Here is a 16,957-nt window from a genome sequence, read left to right on the forward strand (position 1 = left end):
CCGCTGTGCAAAGGAGGGAGGATGGGCAAAAATATAGCGTTTGCTGCGGATTTGACGTTGCCAGCCATTGGTCAGGGTACCTGGTATATGGGTGAAAAAGCTGAGCTACGTCAGCAGGAAATTGCCGCCTTACAGGCTGGCCTGGAGTGCGGTTTAACGGTAATCGATACCGCTGAAATGTATGCAGACGGCGGGGCGGAGCAGGTTGTTGGTGAGGCACTGCAGGGAAGGCGCGATCGTGCCTGGCTGGTTTCAAAGTTTTACCCGTGGAATGCCGGCGTTGATGATGCAAGGGAAGCCTGTGAACGCAGCCTGAAGCGCCTGAAGACGGACTATCTTGATCTCTATCTGTTGCACTGGCGCGGCAATATCCCGCTGGAGGAGACGATCCGCGCAATGGAGAAACTTCAGCTGCAGGGAAAAATCCGCCGCTGGGGCGTGTCTAATTTTGACTACGAGGACATGCAGTCGCTTTGGCAAGAGCCAGGCGGCAGTGCCTGTGCCGCTAACCAGGTGCTGTATCATCTTGCCTCACGCGGCATTGAGTTCGATCTCCTGCCCGCCTGTGTTGAGCGCCAGCTGCCCGTTATGGCCTATTGCCCGCTGGCTCAGGCTGGGCGTTTGCGCCATGGCCTGATGACCTCGCCCGAACTAAACGACATGGCCGATCGGTTGGGGATTAGCGTAGCGCAACTGCTGCTGGCGTGGGTGATCCGCCACCCGAACATCATGGCGATTCCCAAAGCCAGCAGTATCAGCCACGTGCAGGAAAACGCCGCCGCGTTAAACGTGACGTTAGATGAAACGCATGTGAAGCAAATCGATCTGCTGTTTCCGCCGCCGCAAAGCAAGCAGCCGCTGGATGTGGTCTGAAAATAACGTCATGCAGGCCGGGCATTTGCCCGACCTGCAACAGCTGGCATACTTTTCAGACAGCAAGATAAATTAGCGCTTTTTACGCAGGCGGAAGGTCGTGGCCAGGCGTGCCGGCTGCTCGGGCGCACTCTTCATTGGCGTATTGATACGTGCTGTTTCTACGCAAACCATGGTCTGAAAGCCATCGTTCGCCATATCGGCCATGCTGCAGGATAACTCCACGCCCGGATTCCAGGTAACCACATCGCTATGATGATGGTGGTAAACCTCAATCACCCGCTGCCCGGATTTATCGTGGATCAGGCTGCAATCTTCTGGCCGGGTATAAATACGATCGACCTGACCGGCATAGCGCTGTTTGCCATCCTCAGAGGTTGCCTGTTCGCCGCCTTTCACCTTATCGATAAAGTGCGTGCCCAGACCGCTGACTTCCACCTCCGCAATATCCGCCACGTTGAAATAGCTGTGCAGGGCGCAGGTTGCCTGGTATTCACCATGCGCTTCCAGCTCAATTTCACAATGTTCACCCAGGCGAAAGCGCGCAATTAATGTGAAATCATGCGGCCAGAGCGCTTTGGTCTGCTCATTACTTTCCAGCACCAGCGTCAGCAGAACATTGTCGTTATTTTCATCGTGAGCAGAGAGCGTCCAGGGTTGATTACGGGCAAAGCCGTGTGCCGGTTGGCCTGCCGGGCCAAACCACGGCCAGCAAATCGGTACGCCGCCGCGAATCGCCTTGCCTGGGGTAAACGCCGTTTTGTCACTAAGCCAGATAACCGGCTTCTCACCGTTTGGCTGCCAGGCAATCAGCTGTGCGCCCTGCAGCGTAACCGCAGCACGCACTTTCGGATGATTAACCACAATAACGGGCAATTCGCCAATCTGTCGTTGGCTCAGGTAAGGGGAGATCTGGTTTTCCACGGGAAGCGAAAAGATTTTTTCGGTCATGATGTTACCTTGCTGGAATTCAGACGATAAAAAAGGGCGACCGTAGTCGCCCTCTAAGCTTAGTCTGTCACCGTTACTTATTTAGAAGCAACCAGCGCGACCAGATCCAGAACTTTGTGAGAGTAGCCGGTTTCGTTGTCATACCAGGAAACCAGTTTCACGAAGTTGTCGTTCAGTGCGATACCGGCAGCGGCATCGAACACAGAAGTCAGGGTTTCGCCGTTGAAATCGGTAGAAACCACGGCATCTTCGGTGTAGCCCAGAACGCCTTTCATGTCGCCTTCAGAAGCGGCTTTGATGGCTTCACAAATTTCTTTGTAAGAAGCAGGCTTAGCCAGACGTACGGTCAGGTCAACAACGGAAACGTTCGGAGTCGGAACGCGGAACGCCATACCCGTCAGTTTACCGTTCAGTTCCGGCAGAACTTTACCTACGGCTTTAGCCGCACCGGTAGAAGATGGGATGATGTTTTGAGCTGCGCCACGGCCGCCGCGCCAGTCTTTGTGAGACGGGCCATCAACGGTTTTCTGCGTTGCGGTAGTTGCATGAACGGTGGTCATCAGGCCTTCAACGATACCGAATTTGTCGTTGATAACTTTAGCCAGCGGTGCCAGGCAGTTGGTGGTGCAGGATGCGTTAGAAACGATGTCCTGGCCAGCATATTTGTCAAAGTTAGCGCCACGAACAAACATCGGGGTGTCATCTTTAGACGGGCCGGTCATAACCACTTTTTTAGCGCCAGCAGCGATGTGTTTGCGTGCAGTTTCGTCGGTCAGGAAGATACCGGTTGCTTCCGCTACTACGTCAACACCGACTTCGTCCCACTTCAGGTTAGCCGGGTCTTTTTCAGAGGTAACACGGATTTTTTTGCCGTTTACGATCAGCGCGCCGTCCTGTACTTCAACGGTGCCTTCGAAGCGGCCGTGCGTTGAGTCATATTTCAGCATGTACGCCATGTATTCCGCGTCCAGCAGATCGTTGATTGCAACGATTTCAACGTCAGAACGTTGCTGCGCAGCACGGAAAACGATGCGACCGATACGACCAAAACCGTTAATACCTACTTTGATAGTCATATATTCCACCAGCTATTTGTTAGTGAATAAAAGGTTGCCTGTAAAATTACAAAATCCTTACCAGGCGTCAAGCGGAATCGTGTCAATTATTGCGACAAATCAAACCTGTGATGGTGAATTTGCAGGTAAAAATCCGCTTCCGCGCCTATTCTCCCGCAGGAGTTTTACGCCTCGATTACCGAATATAAAGGCCTGCTCTGACTGGAAAGTGATCTTCATCACAATTTGACAGTTAAGCGGCGGTGAAAATTCGCCAGGCACAAAATATTAAGCTGTTCTTGTTAACTGTTTGTTAGAATACTAGCCGATTTTTCCAGAATAACACTGCCAGAGATGATGAAAATGGCTAAAGAATTGAACGATCGTACGCCTGATAACCAGCTTAGTGAAATGCAACGTTATGTTACCCAGCAGCGGGGCACTGAGCCGCCGTTCAGCGGCGCGCTGTTGCATAACAAATCGGAAGGTATTTATCACTGTCTGGTATGTAACGCGCCGTTGTTTTTATCGGAAACCAAATACGATTCTGGTTGCGGCTGGCCCAGCTTTTATCAGCCTTACAGCGATGATGCGATTCACTATCTGGAAGATAATTCACATGGCATGCAGCGAATTGAGATTCGTTGTGGCAGCTGCGACGCTCACCTTGGCCACGTCTTTCCCGATGGCCCTCAGCCGAGCGGCGAACGCTACTGCGTAAATTCGGCCTCGCTGAGCTTCAGCGATAATGACGGTAATCAGATTAAAGGTTAATACGATGAAATCTGAACTCAAGGCGATAGTCGAGGCAATGACCCCCGAAATTTATCAGCGTCTGGCAACGGCGGTAGAAATCGGAAAATGGCCAGATGGCGTGGCGCTTACGGAAGAGCAAAAAGAGCACTGTATGCAGCTGGTTATGCTGTGGCAGGCGCAGCACAATCATCAGCCGCAGCATATGAGCATCGGCGCGGGCGGAGAGCTGGTCACCCGTTCGAAACGCGAACTAAAAGAAGAGTTCGGTATCAGTGACAGCGTCACGCGTATCACGTTGCAATAATTATCCCGCCAGCACGGCGGGATAATGGCCTTACTGGCGGATTAGCGCGCCGTTTGCCGCCATATCCGCTAAGGCCTGCTGGCTGTCCTGCGGCTGTAAGTTAACGCCGCGGCAACCTTCAGCAATCACTTCTACCTCATATCCTAACCGCAGCGCATCCAGCACGCTAAATTTCACGCAATAGTCTGTGGCCAGACCCATCATGACCAGACGCCTGATGCCCTGCTGACGTAACCAGGCATCAAGCCCGGTCTGACGGCGATGACCGTTATCAAAAAAGGCGCTGTAGCTGTCAATATCAGGCTGCTCACCCTTATGAAATATTTTATCGATTAACGTGCGCCTGAGCGCCGGATGAAATTCTGCACCCTGCGTATGTTGAACAGCATGATCGGGCCACCAAATCTGCGGCAGGCCATTCAGCTCGCCCAGCGTATTCACGGCCTTACCGGAAACCGAAGCAAAACTGCCATGGTTTGCCGGATGCCAGTCCTGCGTGGCAATCACCGGTTCGCCACGCCGGTGAAATGCTTCGGCCAGCTGATTAGCTACGGCAATAGTCGCGTCGCCGTCGGCCACCGCCAGTGCGCCGCCCGGACAAAAATCATTCTGCAAATCGATAAGGATCAACGCCTGGGTCATAACAGACTCCGCTATTAGTTATCAGAGGTTAGCTCGCCACGCAGATTGACCTGCATTAGCTGCCGCACTTCATCGCAGCTTAACGGCTGACTGAGTAAATAGTGCAGTTTGGTCAGAGTAGCCTCTACCGTCATATCGAAGCCGCCGATCACGCCTGCATGGGCGAGGGCGTTGCCGGTAGCGTAGCCCCCCATATTCACCTTGCCCGACATACACTGCGTAAGGTTAACCACCACAATACCGCGTTCGGAGGCTGCCCGCAGCTCAGTCAGGAATTCGGCGTTTTGCGGCGCGTTACCCACGCCATAGGAGCGCAGAATCAGTGCTTTTACCGGCTGGCGCAGAAAGTTGCGTACCACTTCAGCAGAAATTCCCGGATAGATGGTCACCACCCCGATTGGCTGAGGCGTAATAGGATGAACGATCAGTTCGCCTTCGCCTTGTGGGGAGGCGGGCGTATTCAGTCGTCGGATATGAATACCCGCTTCCAGCAGCGGCGGCAAATTGGGCGAGGCAAAGGCATTAAAGCCATCTGCATGGGCCTTGGTGGTGCGATTACCCCGGTAAAGGGTGTTGTTAAAAAATAACGAGACTTCTTTGATCGGGTAGTTAGCCGCAACGAAGAGTGCGTTCAGTAAGTTTTGCTGGCCGTCAGATCGCAGTTCCGCCAGCGGGATCTGTGACCCTGTCACTATTACCGGCTTGGCCAGATTCTCCAGCATAAAAGAGAGCGCCGAGGCGGTAAACGCCATGGTATCGGTGCCGTGCAAAATCACAAAACCATCGTACAACGCATAATTTTGCTGAATATCGTCTGCAATCGCCTGCCAGTCTTGTGGCGTCATATCAGAGGAGTCGATCAGCGGCTGATATTCATGAATGGTAAAGTCAGGCATCTCCGGACGATGAAACTCCGGCATGGCTGACAATTGCTGCTGAAGGTGGCCGGAAACCGGAATATAACCTTGTTCTGAGCGCTGCATACCGATGGTTCCGCCGGTATAGGCAACGTAAATGGATTTTTTTTGCATGAAAAGCGACTCAGCTTGGCGGTAAAACCGCAGTATAAGGTAAAGTCTCAGGAAGAGCAGCCCGACCAGCGGCAATACCGGCCGGGCTGAAAGTTATCGCACGTCGCCGCAGGTCAGGCAGAGAGCGTAACGGTTTTGCGGATCGTTCAGGGTTCCCAGAAGCCCGGGCTGCTGTTTCATGGCGCTTACCACATCCACCATCGGGGCCGGTAGCCAGGCTTTTAACGTAGCGGGCAGCAGTGCCTGTACTGAAGCATCCATCTGGCCCAGTACCATGTCAATAAAGGCAGGCTCATCGGCAAACCAGTTGAGTTGTACATTCTTCACCTTCGCCAGTTCTGCCGCCTTAGTAATGGCATCATCAAAATCACCCAGTGCATCGACCAGGCCATTTGCTTTGGCATCTTCACCGGTCCAGACATGACCCTGGGCGATCTGATCGATCTGCTCAGGCGTTTTCTGCCGTGCTTTCGCCACCAGGCCGATAAAGTTGCGATAGCCGTTTTCAATGCTGAGCTGCATCATTTGCTGTACTTCAGGCGGCAGCGCCTTGGTGGTGGCAACGTCCGCCAGCGGCGAGGTCGCTACGCCATCAGTATGCACGCCGATAGCATCCAGCGAATTTTCCACCGTATTAATTACGCCGAAAATGCCGATGGAACCGGTTAGTGTCGCCGGGCTGGCAATAATGTAGTTAGCAGGCGTTGAAATCCAGTAGCCGCCAGAGGCTGCCATGCCGCCCATGGAAACCACCACCGGCTTGCCTGCTGTACGTGCTGCCGCCAGCTCCTGACGCACCACTTCCGATGCGGTTACGCTGCCGCCAGGGCTGTTTACACGCAGTACAATTGCCTTGATTGCCGGGTCGAGCCGCGCTTCGCGGATCTGCGCTGCGGTGGTATCGCCGCCGACGGAGCCCGGCGTCTCTTCGCCATCCATAATGGCACCATTCGCAAGGATCACGGCGATATTGCCATTCTGCGAACTGGTATCCTTCACCGGATAGTCATAGATGCTGATAGCGTTGTAATCCTGATCCTGTTTGTCCCAGCCAAACTGTTTGGTAAACAGCTGCTCGGTTTCGGCACGGGTCGCCAGCTGATCCACCAGCTTGTTTTCTTTCGCATAGAGTGCCGTATCGCCGCCGGTTTTTTGCAAACCGCTCAGTAGCCCCTGCGCGCCAGGGAAAAGCTGTTGTGGGCTAATCTGACGGTTAGCGGCAACGGTATGCAGATAGTTTTGCCACAGTTCGCCTACCCAACGGCTGTCGGCCTCGCGCGCTGCCGGCGACATATCATCACGCAGGAAAGGCTCTACCGCAGATTTATAGGTGCCGACGCGGAAAACGTGTGAGGTCACTTTCAGCTTGTCGAGCAGGCTTTTGTAGTAAAGCGTGTTGGTGGCGAAGCCGTGCAAATCGACGGTGCCCTGCGGCGAAAGGTAAATTTTATTGGCATAGCTGGCGAGGTAATATTGCGCCTGACTATAGCTGTCGCCGCTGGCGTAAACCGGCTTGCCGCTGTCGCGGAACTCACGCAGCGCCTTGCCGATATACTGCAGAGAAGGCTGGTCGGCCCCGGCAAAGTTACGCAGGTCCAGCACGATTCCGGTGATTTTCTCATCCTCTTTGGCCTGACGGATCGCTGCCACCACATCAAAGAGCGAATTCTCTTTCAAACGATCGCTGCTGGCACCCAACAGCTGACGACCAATTTTGCTGAGCTTGTTGCTGACCGAAGGTTTATCGACCACCACGCCGGAGAGATCGACTTTTAGCGCGCCACGCGGCACCTCTGCCGGTGTGCTGACGCTTTTAATCTGTAGCCAGATCCCTACGCCAATCAACAGCAAAAAGATAAAAAATAAGTTGAGGATGCATTCACGAACAAAGTTCAGCACCCGCCATGTCCATTTAAATAAGCCGGTTATGATTCGCCACAACGTGCGCATGTTTTCTCCATAATCACCAGACAGAGCACAGAAAAGCAGCTTTTCTGCCAGAATTTCATCCACATCCTAAAGAGCAGTGGGGCAAATGTCAGCAGGAAATCGCACGCGGCTGTAACAAAAGGTCAGCCTGTGCTAGTTTGCAGTGAATGCTAATCATTATCAGGAGGCATAAATGGATGCACTGGATTTACTGGTTAACCGTCGTTCCGCATCGCGCTTAGCCGAGCCTGCGCCACAGGGCGAAGCGCTGGACAATATTATACGCGCTGGTATGCGCGCACCGGATCACGGCACGCTACAGCCATGGCGCTTTCATATTATTGAAAAGCAGGGATTAGAGCGCTTTAGCGCGCTGCTGGAGCAGGCTGCGCGTGACGGAAACATGGATGATAAAGCCATTGAAAAGGCGAAGCAGTCCCCGTTCCGGGCGCCGATGATTATCACCGTGGTTGCGCACTGCGTCGAGCATCATAAAGTGCCGCGTTGGGAGCAGCTGTTATCAGCAGGCTGTGCGGTTATGGCAATGCAAATGGCTGCCGCCGCACAGGGCTTTAACGGTATCTGGCGCAGCGGCGCCTGGACTGATAACGACGCGGTAAGAGCGGCATTTAACTGTCGCGAACAGGATGCGATTGTCGGCTTCCTTTACCTGGGCACGCCGCAGTTAAAATCATCCACCACCGTTTTACCTCCTGATACCGCCCCCTTTGTCAGTTATTTCTGACAGCTCGCGCGCCGCCGTTTTGGCAGGATAAGTTGATTATCCTGCTTTTTATCCACTCCGCCGCAGGGATGGCTTATCACGCCAGAGCGAACGCGTTAACATAGATGACCGCTCTTATTGCGAGCGGTCTGATGCCGATTAAAGCCGGTGTTCCTTATTATCTTGTCTTAAGAGAGCTTTGCCCCATTCATGCGCCTGTTTATTGCTGAAAAGCCAAGCCTGGCCCGCGCCATTGCCGATGTGCTGCCGAAACCGCATCGTCGTGGCGATGGTTACATTGCCTGTGGAAACGATCAGATGGTTACCTGGTGCGTGGGGCACCTGTTAGAACAGGCCCAGCCCGACAGCTATGACAGCCGCTATGCGCGCTGGTCATTAGCGGATTTACCTATCGTGCCGGAAAAGTGGCGTTTACAGCCGCGTCCTTCCGTAGCGAAACAGTTGAATGTGATCAAAAAACTGCTGGAGCAGGCGGATGAAGTGATCCACGCCGGCGACCCCGATCGCGAAGGACAACTGCTGGTGGATGAGGTGCTGGACTATCTGGCGCTGCCCGCTGCTAAACGTGATAACGTCCAACGCTGCCTGATTAACGATCTCAATCCGCAGGCTGTGGAGCGCGCCATTAACCGTCTGCGACAAAACAAAGAGTTTATTCCGCTATGTGTATCGGCGCTGGCTCGCGCCCGTGCTGACTGGCTGTATGGCATAAATATGACCCGCGCATGGACCCTGTTGGGGCGCAATGCTGGTTACGACGGCGTGCTGTCGGTGGGGCGCGTGCAGACGCCGGTATTGGGGCTGGTGGTGCGGCGCGATGAAGAGATCGAAAACTTTATACCAAAAGATTATTTTGAAGTAAAAGCGCATATCGTCACGCCTAAAGAGGAGCGATTTGTGGCGCTCTGGCAGCCCAGCGACGCCTGTGAACCCTGGCAGGATGAAGAGGGAAGGTTATTGCATCGCCCGCTGGCGGAACATGTGCTGGCGCGCATTGGCGGTCAGCCTGCGCATGTCACCGGTTATCAGGACAAGCGGGAAAACGATACTGCGCCGCTGCCTTTCTCACTTTCCAGTCTGCAGATTGAAGCGGCCAGACGCTTTGGCCTGAGTGCCCAGACGGTACTGGATACCTGCCAGCGGCTGTATGAAACCCATAAGCTGATTACCTACCCGCGCTCCGACAGTCGTTACTTGCCGGATGAGCATTTTGCCGGGCGTCATGCAGTATTAAACGCCATTAGTGCGCATCGGCCTGATATGAAAACCCCGGCCGATTTCGATACCAACCGTAAAAACCGCTGCTGGGATGATAAAAAGGTGGACGCTCACCACGCCATTATTCCTACCGCGCGCAGCAGCGCCGTGCGTCTGAGCGATAATGAAGCCAATATCTATGGGTTGATTGCGCGTCAGTATCTGATGCAGTTTTGCCCGGATGCGGTTTACCGTAAATGTATTATTGAGCTGGATATTGCTGGTGGTAAATTTATCGCCAAAGCGCGTTTTCTTGCCGAGGCGGGCTGGCGAGCATTGCTGGGCAGTAAAGAGCGGGATGAGGAGAATGACGGTACGCCATTGCCGGTGGTAGCGAAGGGCGATGAGCTGTTGTGTGAAAAAGGGGAGATCGCCGCAAAGCAAACGCAGCCGCCACGGCCCTTTACCGATGCGACGCTGTTATCTGCCATGACCGGCATTGCCCGCTTTGTGCAGGATAAAGATCTAAAGAAAATCCTGCGTGCGACCGATGGTTTAGGAACGGAAGCAACCCGGGCCGGCATTATCGAACTGCTGTTCCGGCGCGCCTTCCTGACCAAAAAGGGCCGTTATATCCATGCGACCGAAGCGGGCAGAGCGTTAATCCACTCTCTGCCGGAAATGGCTGCGCGTCCCGATATGACGGCTCAGTGGGAATCAACGCTGACGAAAATCAGTGAAAAGGCCTGTCGCTATCAGGATTTTATGCAGCCTTTGGTCGCAACGCTGCATGACCTTATTGCGCTGGCGCGTCAGCAAAGCTCGGCGCGCGCCTTTCGGGGCGTAGCGGCACCCGCCGGGAACCAGAAACGTCGTAGTAAAAAGGCGAAAGCAAAGGAGACGGAATAATGAAACTGGCATGGGGAATTATGCTGGCACTGCTGTTAAGCACGGCAGCGCAGGCGCAACGCCATGATTATCATAGCGGCGGTAATCAGCAGAGCGATATAAACAGCGATGTGATAGTGGATATGCCGCCGGAAGTCTGGACGCAGGGGCAAAATCGTTCGCAGAATCCGCCCTGTTTGCGTTGCTGTATCTATGAAAATCGTAGCTATACCGAAGGCGCGGTGGTTAAAGCGGAAGGGGTGCTACTGCAGTGCGTACGCGATGAAAAATCGTTGGGCACCAATAATCTGATCTGGCGTATCGTGAAATAACCAAGGGCGTTGCGACAAGCCTCGCAACGCCTGCTGTTTAAAGCTGGAACTCAGCCCAAATCGGCGCATGGTCGGACGGTTTTTCCATAGCGCGGATCTGATAGTCGATGCCGGTATCGATACAGCGCTCTGCCAGCGCACGCGTGGCCAGCAGCAGATCGATACGCAGGCCACGGTTATCATCAAAACCTCTTGAACGATAATCAAACCAGGAAAAGCGATCGGCGCACGCGGGGTTCGCGGCTCGCCAGGTATCGACCAGACCCCAGTTAAGCAAGCGATCCATCCACTCCCGTTCTTCCGGCAGGAAAGAACATTTACCGGTACGCAGCCAGCGCTTACGGCTATCTTCACCGATACCAATGTCCAGATCGCTGCTGCTGATATTCATATCGCCCATCACTAAAACCCGATCGTCCGCCGTCAGGTGGGTTTCCAGATAGTTTTGCAGATCGCGGTAAAATTTTTCCTTTGCCGGAAATTTTGTCGGATGGTCACGGCTTTCGCCCTGCGGAAAATAGCCGTTAATCACGGTAATATTCCCGGATGGGGCGGGGATTTGCGCAATAATCAAACGGCGCTGCGCCTCTTCATCATCCTCAGGAAAACCGCGCTGTACCATAAGCGGCATTTCGCGGGTCAACAGGGCTACGCCATAATGGCTTTTCTGACCATGATAAAAGACGTGATAACCCAGCTTGCTGACATCCTCCAGCGGGAACATATCATCATGAACCTTGGTTTCCTGCAGGCCGATAACGTCAGGATTATGCTGCTGAATCAGCGCTTCCAGCTGATGGGGGCGAGCGCGTAGCCCGTTGATATTGAAAGAGATGAATTTCATATTGCGATAACTGCACAGTAAAAAGATGGCAGGATGTTAACAGAGATGTTTTGCTGATGACAGTATGTAAACCGGATTGCGCACGTTGTCTCGCGTTGCTCGACGCGAACCTTGTCGAAGCTTCTCACCTTCTCCCTGGGGGAAGGTGCTGCATTAGCGCTGAGTTTGAAAACAGGGGGAGTATACAAAGATGGTGGTGGGAGAAGGATGACTCGTCGCTGCGCTCCTCACCCTGCGGGCCGTGCTGCGCACGTTGTCTCGCGTTGCTCGACGCGAACCTTATCGAAGCTTCTCACCTTCTCCCTGGGGGAAGGTGCTGCATTAGCGCTGATTTTGAAAACAGGGGGAGTATACAAAGATGGTGGTGGGAGAAGGATTCGAACCTTCGAAGTCTGTGACGGCAGATTTACAGTCTGCTCCCTTTGGCCGCTCGGGAATCCCACCAGATAAAACAGGTTTGCTCTTATTGTCGCTTTCAGCTTCATCCGTCATCAAAATGATGGATGCCAGATTTGCCCGTAAAACTCGCCAACATGCCCGGCGGGTTTTATTCCTCTGCGCTGAAACAGAAGAGTGGTGGTGGGAGAAGGATTCGAACCTTCGAAGTCTGTGACGGCAGATTTACAGTCTGCTCCCTTTGGCCGCTCGGGAATCCCACCACGGGTCAGGACAATATTGCCTGAAAGCGGGGCGCATCATAACAAATGAAACGATGCTGTAAAGCGCCCCACGAAAAAAAGCGGTCTGTTCGCCGTTTTTTTACCCACGGCGCCGCTTTGTTGAACAACCGGCGTCGGTAAAGCTTAACTTAAAGAATAATCGTGCGGTTGCCGTAGACAAAAACACGCTGTCCCAGCACCTTATATAGCGCACGGCTTAACACATTTTTTTCTACGTCGCGTCCCGCACGCATCATCTCTTCTGCCGTATAGCTGTGGTCAACGTTAATCACGTCCTGCATGATGATTGGGCCTTCATCCAGGTTGTCATTTACGTAGTGCGCGGTGGCGCCGATAATTTTTACCCCGCGTTCGTACGCCTGGTGATAAGGGCGCGCGCCGATAAACGCCGGCAGGAACGAGTGGTGAATATTGATGATCTGGTTCGGGTAACGTTGCACAAAAGCGGGCGTCAGAACGCGCATATATTTTGCCAGTACCACGTAATCAGGCTGATAGCGATCGATCTGCTCTGCCATCTGGTTATCGTGCTCTTCTCGCGTCAGCCCTTCGTGGCTCACCAGAACAAAAGGAATATCGAAGCGCTCTACCAGCGAACGCAGCGTATCGTGGTTGCCGATAACGGCGGCGATTTCCATATCCAGCCCGCCGAAAGCGCTTTTCATCAGTAGGTCGCCCAGGCAGTGCGCCTCTTTGGTAACCAGAATTACCACGCGACGACGTCCGGCACATTGCAGCTCACGAACCGAACCCTGCGGGAGCGCGCTGTCCAGATCCGCCAACAGCGTCGTATCGTTAAAAATGCCTTCCAGTTCAGTGCGCATAAAAAAGCGCCCGGTGCGATGATCGACAAACTCATTGTTTTGCACGATGTTGAGCTCGTGCTTGTAGCAAATGTTAGTGATCTTGGCGATAAGGCCCTTGGCGTCAGGGCAAATAGTTCGAAGTACTTTACGTTGTAAGTTCTGCGCTTGCATGAGTTATCAATCCTGTCGAAGCGGGATAGCAGTGGATCTGAACGGCACCAGCATTACTGGCCGCAACACTTTTTGTATTTTTTTTCGGAGCCACAGGGACAGCGGTCATTACGACCCACCTGGGGTGCGGTTCCATCAATATAGTACCAGCGTTGATCCTCACGGACAAAGCGCGAGCGTTCATAAACCGCCCCTGTGCGGCCATTTTCGCTATAACGCGCAAAAAATGTCACATAAGCTTCATTATCATGACTTCCCGCCTCGCGGGCGACGATGGTCAGCCCTTGCCAGACGGTTTGTGGAAAACTTTCAGATAAGGCCTGGCGCAGTTGTGAAGTACGATGCGTGCTGTGCCAGGTCGCCAGTAAATAATCAACGTCATGTCGGGCATAGGCCGTATAGCGGGAACGCATTAGCGCTTCCGGGCTGGGAGGGATATGCTCGCCACTTAGATAGGGACCGCAACATAGGCTATACTGCAATCCGCTGCAGCATGGGCAATTTTCAGACACGTGAACTCCAGATTTTGCAACAACAGGGCGAAAGACGTTATTTTACGTTATGTTATCTGACCCGAACATATAACGCTATTCAATGAAAAGGGGTGAAAACAGGAATGCAATGAGACAGGTAAAAATAGGACTGGCGCTGGGCTCAGGCGCTGCCAAAGGATGGGCGCATATCGGCGTAATTGATGCGTTGTTGAGTGCGGGGATCCGTATTGATGTTATTGCTGGCTGCTCTGTTGGCGCATTGGTTGGCGCAGCCTGCGCGACCGAACGATTGCCGTTGTTAGAAAAGTGGGTAAGATCCTTTGGTTACTGGGATGTGATTCGGTTGATGGATTTTTCTTGGCAGCGGGGCGGTTTACTGCGAGGTAATCGCGTATTTAACCATATTCGTCGTTTAATGCCTGATGAGTCTATCGAACAGTGTCATATTCGTTTTGGCGCGGTAGCCACCAACCTGAGCACCGGGCGAGAGCTATGGCTAACCGAAGGTGATTTGCATCAGGCGGTACGCGCCTCTTGCAGTATGCCAGGACTGTTGCCGCCGGTGAGACATAACGGCTATTGGCTGGTGGATGGCGCGGTGGTGAATCCCGTTCCGATCTCTCTGACCAGAGCGTTAGGGGCAGATATTGTTATTGCTGTTGATTTACAGCACGATGCGCATCTCATACAGCAGGATCTTTTCTCTGCCACACCCATGCAAAACATGCCGGAGGAATCTGTATCCTGGCGCGGCAGGCTGCGCCAACGTTTGGCACAACATTTAACACAGCGACGAACATCTCTTTCGCCGGGTGCGATGGAGATCATGACAACCTCAATTCAGGTACTTGAAAATCGCCTGAAGCGTCACCGCATGGCGGGGGACCCGCCGGATGTATTAATACAGCCTTATTGTCCCCAGATTAGTACGCTTGATTTTCATCGTGCAGAGGAAGCGATTGCAGCCGGAAGAGCCGCAGTTGAGAAAAAAATGGATGAATTATTACCGTTAGTACAGAGCCGGTAATGAAAATGGGTCAATCACACATGTTACTTCAGGCAATTCTGACAGGCACAAGTGCGTTTTTTGAACCACTATTGAGTTATCTGGCTTACGGGGGAAAACAATGGAAAAACCATTAAATGGAAAACAGATCTTGATCGTGGAAGATGAGGCTGTTTTTCGCTCCCTGCTGGAAAATTTCTTGTACTCGCTTGGCGCTACGCTATTGGTAGCCAGCGATGGTCTTGATGCTATCGAAACGTTGCGCTTCCATCAGCCCGATATGCTGATTTGCGACTTAGAAATGCCTCGTATGAATGGCATCAAGTTAGTGGAACACTTACGCACCAACGGCAACCAGGTTCCCATTTTGGTCATTTCTGCTACCGAGCAGATGTCCGATATAGCACACGTTCTGCGCCTTGGCGTACAGGATGTGCTGCTCAAACCGATCAAAGATATGGAGCGCCTGCGTGAGGCGGTCTACGAGTGCCTCTATCCATCAATGTTTACTTCTCAGGTTGAAGAAGAAGAGCAGCTGTTTCAGGACTGGGATGCATTAGTCAGCGATCCCACTGCGGCCGCCAAGCTACTTAAACAGCTGCAGCCGCCGGTTCAGCAGGTTATCGCTAACTGCCGGATGAACTATCGCCAGCTTACGATGGCGGAACAGCCTGGACTGGTCCTGGATATCGCGGCTTTATCGGATAAAGATCTGGCCTTTTACTGTCTGGACGTGACGCGTGCCGGTGATAATGGCGTGCTGGCTGCGCTGCTGTTACGCGCGTTATTCAACGGGCTACTGCAGGAGCAGCTTTCCGGGCAGAAACAGCGTTTACCTGAATTAAGCAGCGTGCTTAAACAGGTTAATTTGTTATTGCGCCAGGCAAATCTTAAGGGGCAGTTTCCATTATTAGTCGGGTATTATCATCAAACCTATAAAAACCTGATTTTGGTCTCTGCTGGCTTAAACGCAACGCTGAACATTAGCGGGCAAGAAATACAACTCAGAAATGGTGTGCCTTTGGGCACAATGGGCAGTACATATCTCAATCAAATTAACCAGCAGGGCGATACATGGCAATGTCAGGTTTGGGGAAATGGAGGGCGGCTGCGTCTGATGTTGTCGCCTGAATAACAAGCGAATGCTTTTTATTTTTGCGCCGCTCAGACAGACCTTAGTATAACTTTTACACTTGGGTAATAATCTTAATTTAGCCGGGAAGAAGTTATCCAGGATAAATCCGGCGCCCCTTAACTGATATACTCGTTTCGTTTTTTAAATCGACATATCAAGTATTAACTTGAACGGCCTATAAGAGAGGTATCTTAATGTCTGCCTATAAGTCAAAAGTAAAAAAAGCGGTAATCCCCGTTGCCGGTTTAGGGACGCGCATGCTGCCCGCAACCAAAGCCATTCCAAAGGAAATGTTGCCGCTGGTTGATAAGCCGTTAATTCAGTATGTCGTTAACGAATGCATTGCTGCCGGAATCAATGAGATTGTGCTGGTTACGCACTCGTCAAAGAACTCCATTGAGAACCATTTTGATACCAGTTTTGAACTGGAGGCGATGCTGGAAAAACGCGTTAAGCGTCAGCTGCTGGATGAAATTCAGTCTATTTGTCCGCCACACGTTACCATCATGCAGGTGCGTCAGGGCATCGCAAAAGGTCTGGGTCACGCAGTAATGTGCGCGCATCCGCTGGTTGGCGATGAGCCAGTTGCGGTGATTCTGCCAGACGTCATTATTGATGAGTATGAGTCTAACCCGACCAAAGATAACCTGGCTGAAATGCTGAACCGTTTCGACGAAAGCGGCCGTAGCCAGATCATGGTAGAGCCGGTAGCAGACGTTACGGCTTACGGCGTGGTTGATTGCCAGGGTGCTGAACTGCAGCCGGGCGACAGCGCGCCGATGGTTGGCGTGGTAGAAAAACCCAAAGCCAACGAAGCACCGTCTAATCTGGCCGTTGTTGGTCGTTATGTCCTTTCTGCAGATATTTGGCCGCTGCTGGCTAAAACGCCTCCGGGCGCAGGCGGTGAAGTTCAGCTGACCGACTCTATTGCCATGTTGATGGAAAAAGAGACCGTAGAAGCTTATCACCTGAAAGGCGTTAGCCATGACTGCGGCAACAAGCTGGGTTATATGCAGGCTTTCGTTGAGTATGGTCTGCGTCATCCGTCACTGGGCAGCGATTTCAAACAGTGGCTGAACGATACAGTTGAAAATAAAAAGTAATTCACACAGCAACAG

17 protein-coding genes, 2 tRNA genes and 1 other RNA gene are annotated in these 16,957 nt (G+C 52.7%); 9 read left to right on the top strand and 11 right to left on the bottom strand.

What is annotated here, in order from left to right; genetic code table 11:
- Positions 1–21 precede the first annotated feature (21 nt).
- Positions 22–873, top strand: a complete 852-nt coding sequence (locus ACQE3Z_RS04610) for an aldo/keto reductase (RefSeq protein ID WP_426972401.1) — start codon at positions 22–24, stop codon at positions 871–873.
- A gap of 72 nt (positions 874–945) precedes the next feature.
- Here the strand turns inward: ACQE3Z_RS04610 and ACQE3Z_RS04615 are convergent, their stop codons facing one another.
- Together ACQE3Z_RS04615 and gapA are read right to left on the bottom strand one after the other, a co-directional pair.
- Positions 946–1,824 (bottom strand): D-hexose-6-phosphate mutarotase, encoded by an 879-nt coding sequence (locus ACQE3Z_RS04615; RefSeq protein WP_426972402.1) that lies wholly within the window; start codon positions 1,822–1,824, stop codon positions 946–948.
- A gap of 77 nt (positions 1,825–1,901) precedes the next feature.
- Positions 1,902–2,900 carry a glyceraldehyde-3-phosphate dehydrogenase gene (gene gapA, locus ACQE3Z_RS04620; protein ID WP_250650083.1) on the bottom strand — a complete coding sequence of 333 codons (999 nt, stop codon included), beginning with the start codon at positions 2,898–2,900 and terminating at the stop codon, positions 1,902–1,904.
- A gap of 342 nt (positions 2,901–3,242) precedes the next feature.
- Here gapA and msrB point away from each other — a divergent pair, with 342 nt between their 5' ends.
- On the top strand, positions 3,243–3,653 hold the full coding sequence (gene msrB / locus ACQE3Z_RS04625) for a peptide-methionine (R)-S-oxide reductase MsrB (protein ID WP_085072347.1): 411 nt from the start codon (positions 3,243–3,245) through the stop codon (positions 3,651–3,653).
- Positions 3,654–3,657: 4 nt separating this feature from the next.
- A complete protein-coding gene (locus ACQE3Z_RS04630) occupies positions 3,658–3,939 on the top strand; it encodes a YeaC family protein (protein ID WP_426972403.1) in 282 nt (93 codons plus the stop codon).
- Positions 3,940–3,969: 30 nt separating this feature from the next.
- Here ACQE3Z_RS04630 and pncA read toward each other — a convergent pair whose 3' ends face one another.
- The 3 genes from pncA to sppA form a co-directional block, all read right to left on the bottom strand.
- On the bottom strand, positions 3,970–4,581 hold the full coding sequence (gene pncA / locus ACQE3Z_RS04635) for a bifunctional nicotinamidase/pyrazinamidase (protein WP_426972405.1): 612 nt from the start codon (positions 4,579–4,581) through the stop codon (positions 3,970–3,972).
- 14 nt (positions 4,582–4,595) lie between these two features.
- A complete protein-coding gene (gene ansA, locus ACQE3Z_RS04640; protein ID WP_250650079.1) occupies positions 4,596–5,612 on the bottom strand; it encodes an asparaginase in 1,017 nt (338 codons plus the stop codon).
- A 93-nt stretch (positions 5,613–5,705) separates the two neighbouring features.
- On the bottom strand, positions 5,706–7,562 hold the full coding sequence (gene sppA / locus ACQE3Z_RS04645) for a signal peptide peptidase SppA (protein ID WP_426972406.1): 1,857 nt from the start codon (positions 7,560–7,562) through the stop codon (positions 5,706–5,708).
- A 172-nt stretch (positions 7,563–7,734) separates the two neighbouring features.
- Between sppA and ACQE3Z_RS04650 the strand changes: the two genes are divergently transcribed.
- The 3 genes from ACQE3Z_RS04650 to ACQE3Z_RS04660 all read left to right on the top strand — a co-directional run bounded on the left by ACQE3Z_RS04650 (position 7,735) and on the right by ACQE3Z_RS04660 (position 10,703).
- Positions 7,735–8,286 carry an NAD(P)H nitroreductase gene (locus ACQE3Z_RS04650; RefSeq protein ID WP_085071562.1) on the top strand — a complete coding sequence of 184 codons (552 nt, stop codon included), beginning with the start codon at positions 7,735–7,737 and terminating at the stop codon, positions 8,284–8,286.
- A 189-nt stretch (positions 8,287–8,475) separates the two neighbouring features.
- A complete protein-coding gene (locus ACQE3Z_RS04655; protein ID WP_426972407.1) occupies positions 8,476–10,392 on the top strand; it encodes a DNA topoisomerase III in 1,917 nt (638 codons plus the stop codon).
- Entirely contained in the window at positions 10,392–10,703 is a 312-nt protein-coding gene (locus ACQE3Z_RS04660; RefSeq protein ID WP_085071564.1) for a YnjH family protein, read from the top strand. Before ACQE3Z_RS04655 ends, ACQE3Z_RS04660 begins: the two co-directional genes overlap by 1 nt.
- A 37-nt stretch (positions 10,704–10,740) precedes the next feature.
- On the opposite strand, the gene xthA is transcribed toward ACQE3Z_RS04660, so the two are convergent.
- From xthA to ACQE3Z_RS04690, 6 genes are all read right to left on the bottom strand, one after another.
- A complete protein-coding gene (gene xthA / locus ACQE3Z_RS04665) occupies positions 10,741–11,547 on the bottom strand; it encodes an exodeoxyribonuclease III (RefSeq protein ID WP_085071565.1) in 807 nt (268 codons plus the stop codon).
- Positions 11,548–11,738: 191 nt separating this feature from the next.
- Positions 11,739–11,863, bottom strand: a non-coding RNA gene (locus ACQE3Z_RS04670) — RtT sRNA.
- A 43-nt stretch (positions 11,864–11,906) separates the two neighbouring features.
- Positions 11,907–11,991 (bottom strand) — tRNA-Tyr (locus ACQE3Z_RS04675).
- A gap of 130 nt (positions 11,992–12,121) precedes the next feature.
- Positions 12,122–12,206, bottom strand: a tRNA-Tyr gene (locus ACQE3Z_RS04680).
- Between the two features lie 149 nt (positions 12,207–12,355).
- The gene (gene purU / locus ACQE3Z_RS04685; protein ID WP_085071566.1) at positions 12,356–13,204 is read right to left on the bottom strand and encodes a formyltetrahydrofolate deformylase; all 849 of its coding nucleotides are present in this window, start codon (positions 13,202–13,204) and stop codon (positions 12,356–12,358) included.
- A 53-nt stretch (positions 13,205–13,257) separates the two neighbouring features.
- A complete protein-coding gene (locus tag ACQE3Z_RS04690) occupies positions 13,258–13,716 on the bottom strand; it encodes a YchJ family protein (protein WP_085071567.1) in 459 nt (152 codons plus the stop codon).
- 109 nt (positions 13,717–13,825) lie between these two features.
- Between ACQE3Z_RS04690 and rssA the strand changes: the two genes are divergently transcribed.
- The 3 genes from rssA to galU all read left to right on the top strand — a co-directional run bounded on the left by rssA (position 13,826) and on the right by galU (position 16,942).
- Positions 13,826–14,725, top strand: a complete 900-nt coding sequence (gene rssA / locus ACQE3Z_RS04695; RefSeq protein ID WP_426972408.1) for a patatin-like phospholipase RssA — start codon at positions 13,826–13,828, stop codon at positions 14,723–14,725.
- Positions 14,726–14,825: 100 nt separating this feature from the next.
- Positions 14,826–15,839: a two-component system response regulator RssB gene (gene rssB, locus ACQE3Z_RS04700; protein WP_426972409.1), complete on the top strand. Its 1,014-nt coding sequence runs from the start codon at positions 14,826–14,828 to the stop codon at positions 15,837–15,839.
- 194 nt (positions 15,840–16,033) lie between these two features.
- Positions 16,034–16,942 carry a UTP--glucose-1-phosphate uridylyltransferase GalU gene (gene galU / locus ACQE3Z_RS04705; RefSeq protein ID WP_250650074.1) on the top strand — a complete coding sequence of 303 codons (909 nt, stop codon included), beginning with the start codon at positions 16,034–16,036 and terminating at the stop codon, positions 16,940–16,942.
- Positions 16,943–16,957 lie beyond the last annotated feature (15 nt).

Source organism: Pantoea sp. FN0307 (assembly GCF_050113815.1).
GTDB lineage: Bacteria > Pseudomonadota > Gammaproteobacteria > Enterobacterales > Enterobacteriaceae > Mixta > Mixta alhagi.